This window comes from Ilumatobacter sp. (assembly GCF_049588435.1).
Classification (GTDB): Bacteria; Actinomycetota; Acidimicrobiia; order Acidimicrobiales; family Ilumatobacteraceae; genus Ilumatobacter_A.
Genome location: NZ_JBAVYV010000468.1, coordinates 1 through 3,628, shown reverse-complemented (window position 1 = coordinate 3,628; position 3,628 = coordinate 1). Strand labels below are relative to the sequence as shown.

Below are 3,628 nucleotides of genomic sequence, written 5' to 3'. Positions count from 1 at the left end.
GCCCAGAGCATTTCGTCGCTCGACGACAAGGCAGTCGAGTTCGCGGCCTCGAGCACCGTCTCGATGCCCCACCGTCGCGCGACTCAGTGCCAGTCGGTCGCCACGTTCGGCGATCGTCTCGAGGACTGCCGCTGGATCGAGGAACGAGCGGTTCGCGCTCACTGCCACCGTCGACCGGTCTGCGCCGACAGGCTCCACATCGGTCGTCGAACGACGATCATCCACGACGAGATCATCCGCTCGTCGCCGACTCGGCGCACGCTGCTCAGCAACCAGTTCGTCGAACCGGGCCAGTGCAGTGTCGGGATCCTGGTCCGAATGCCCTTCGATGTGCGTCACGTGCTCGCCGTCACTGATGGCGACGTAGATACCCGGCAGCATCTCGTCGAGCTCCGCTCCCTCACCGAATGCCCACTCCGACATCTGGACAACGGCTCCGAACTCCTCGACACGCAGGATGCGGCTGGCCACCGCTGCACCGGCGAGCTCGGAGAGCCGACCCATGAGATCGAGCCATCCCGCTTTGTCGTAGTCCTCCCAACCCAGCGGTCGTCGATCGAGAACTCTGATGTCATCGGACAGGAGCTCTGCGAACCGTTCGACGTCCCGATGTCGAAAGGCGTCGAGCATCTCGAAGGGGACGCCCGAATGGCGCGTCGCATCGATGTCCCCCGAGTTCAGCCACAACTCGTCGAGCAGATCGGCGGCGGCGCGGAGCGACTCGCGATCGAAGTCGAAGCACGACATGCGCGAGATGAGCGAGTCGGCATCGAGCTGCGCGACGACGAACCGGTGGCCGGGAGTCGTCGCTCGGCCCACGCTTGGGTCGGCTGGACGAAACTCGATCAGTGCGAGGTGATCGCCGCGCACGGCCAACACGCGCCGCTGGGACACCTCGAAATCATCGGGGTCGAACGATCTTCGGGCGCCGTGGTGGTGCTCGATGAGCACGTCGTCGGCGAGGAGTGTCTCCATCAGGTCGCTCCGACCGCGCAGCTGCCAAGTACACAGGCGATTCACGGCGATCGATGTGACGTTCCACAGTTCCCTTCGTTCGCCGGCCTCGACGACCATTTCCTCGAAGCGAGCGGTGGCCGCCGCCTCGTCGTGGCCATGGAACTGTTCGGTCCACAACATCAGGCCCGACTCGGTGCTGGTGTCGTTGATGATCAGACTGCGATCGGTGTGTTCGGCGCCATTGGGTCGCGTGATGACGGTGACCATCTCGACCAAGCTCAACAATCCATCGATGCGATGGATGTGCGGGACTGTGATTGCGACGTCTCCGGAAATCTCCGACACGGAGTCCATGCGACTCCGGAATCCGTCGTAGTCGACGACCGGCCATCCGAGCTGGCGGTGGTCGACCATCGTCAGTCGGTGGTCCATGATCGCCATCAACACGGTTACGTCCCGGTCGGTTCCGGCTCGCGCAAACAACGCGTAGGTCGACGTGGCGAATCGTTCGAATGCACGGGACGCCCCGATCGGTCGGGCAGCGGCTGATTCTCCTTGGAAGAACGACTCGGCCACGGCGGCGTCGTCGGCCACCGTCCCAGCGCTGAGCGGATCCGCGGCTTTCTTGTCCGGGGGCGGCAGCTCGGAGCTCGGTGCATCGGCTTCGACCGGTGGTCGAAGCAGCGCGAGTTCGCCGAGATCGATGGTGGCTCCCTTCTGTTCGAAGAGCGCCTCGGCCGCCCGTCGCGCTTGCAGGGTTCCACCCATGTCGCCGGCGGCGAGCCGGACCCGAGCCAGCGCCACATTCGCCTGCCCATGATCGATGACGATGTCCGTGTCCGCTCCCAACGCGACCGCGGCCTCGGCAAGTCGCAACGCGGCGGCGAGATCTCCTCTCGCTGCAAGGATCTCGGCCCGAGCCGTCAGGGCCGCGATGGATGTCTGGGGGTTCTGGCCGGCGAGCGCCTCGCTGTCGGCAGCGAGCTCGTCGGCCTCGTCGAGGCGCCCTTGCAGCAGCAGCGCTCGCGAGAGATGCGCGGCGGCCTGACCGGCGTCGGCACCGATCCCCAGTCGTCCGAGCCCGCCGTAGGCGCTTCGGAGAAACGGTTCCGCTGCGACGGGATCATTGGCCAGGAGCTCGACGATGCCGCTGTACAACTCGGTTTCGAGAAGCCCGTGACGCAGACCGAGTTCCTCCACGGTTGCCCGAGCCTCGGCAAGCATCGTGCGCGCGGTGTCGAACCGCCCTCGGAAGGCTTCGAGTACTGCTTGACAACGCGTCGCGGTCGCCTCGACCCCCGGGGATCCGGTGGTGATGCGAAGCAGTCGGATGACGTCGAGGCACCGCCCGCCCGCACGCGAAACCGGGCTCGGCCCCCAGAGCGCGGCCACGGGCGCCGCCCCGAGAACGGCTGCGATACGCCGTCCGTCCTCCGAGGCGCGAGCTGCGTTGAGGGCCATGTCGAGTTGTCTTTCGCAATCACCGATCCGGCCGAGCCGAGCGAGCGCTCCGGCGAGCACGAGCCGCGCCTTCGCCTCGCCGGCCTGATCGCCGAGGGAGGCCAGTTCGTCAGCAGCACTCTCGGCGGCCGACTCCGCCACCTCGAGCCGGTCGGGATCTGTGAGGACGACGAGTTGGGCGTCGAAACACGCAGTCCACGCTGCAAGCCGCTCGTCGCCGACCGATCGGTCGGCGAGCTGCTTCAGCAGCGGTCGAGCGCTCCCGACGTCGCCCGAGGCGAGGAGTGCCTCACAGCCGAGCATGAGGAGATCGGGAAGTTCGTCGGCGTCCGACTGGAGACGGGCGACTGCGCGTACCGCCAGTGAGCCTGCTGCTGCCACGTCATCGCGATCGAGCGCTCGGATTGCTGCGGCGCGCAGCAAGTCCGAGGCGCGTCGTCCGATGGCTGTCGTCGAGTCGTCCGTGATGTTCAGCTGTTGTCGATAGTCGTGGGCCTGCTCGAAGTGATGGGCGATGGTCACCTCGTGTTCGCCGACCAGATTCGCGGCCGTGGCCTCGATCCACGTGCCGACCTCGATGTGCAGGTCGGCACGGGCACCCTTCAGGAGACGGCGATACGCCGCGTCGCGAATCAGAACGTGATGAAAGCGGAAGAGCGGTTCATTGCCCCAGTAGGTGCCGGTCGGTTCAACGAGCTCGTTGCGCCGGAGTCGCTCCAACGTTGGCAGCAGCCCACCGACATCGCTCGAGGTGCTGATCGCTGCGACGGCTCCGAGCGGAAACTCCGGCCCGACCACTGAAGCGAGCTCGACGAGACGACGCTCGTCAACGGGCATTCGTTCGAGGCGGGCGGAGAGCAGCCCGTGAATCGTCGGCGGCACTTCGACCGCCTCGGCGTCGATCGTCAGTTCCCAGCGCCCATCCGACTCGACGATCACGCCGTCGTCGACGAGCATCTTCATCAGTTCACGAACGAAGAGCGGATTCCCCTCCGTCGAGTCGGGGAGCCGTGCAAGGAGATCGTGAGGCAGCGATTCGGCCCCGACGAGACGCGCGGCGAGTTCCTCGGTGGCTCGGGCGGAGAGGCCCTCGAGCGAGATGGTCTCGGCGACGCTCCGACCCGTCTCCGCAAGAGCGGGCCGGATTTCGCGCAGCTCGGGTCGGGCGAGCGCGAGCACCAGTGCCGGTGAATCATGCACCCACTCCGCG

1 protein-coding gene is annotated in these 3,628 nt (G+C 66.6%); it reads right to left on the bottom strand.

Going from position 1 to position 3,628, the window contains the following annotated elements; all coding sequences use genetic code 11:
- On the bottom strand, positions 1 to 3,628 hold a 3,628-nt coding region (locus WBV89_RS17860; protein ID WP_423982683.1), incomplete at both ends, for an ATP-binding protein.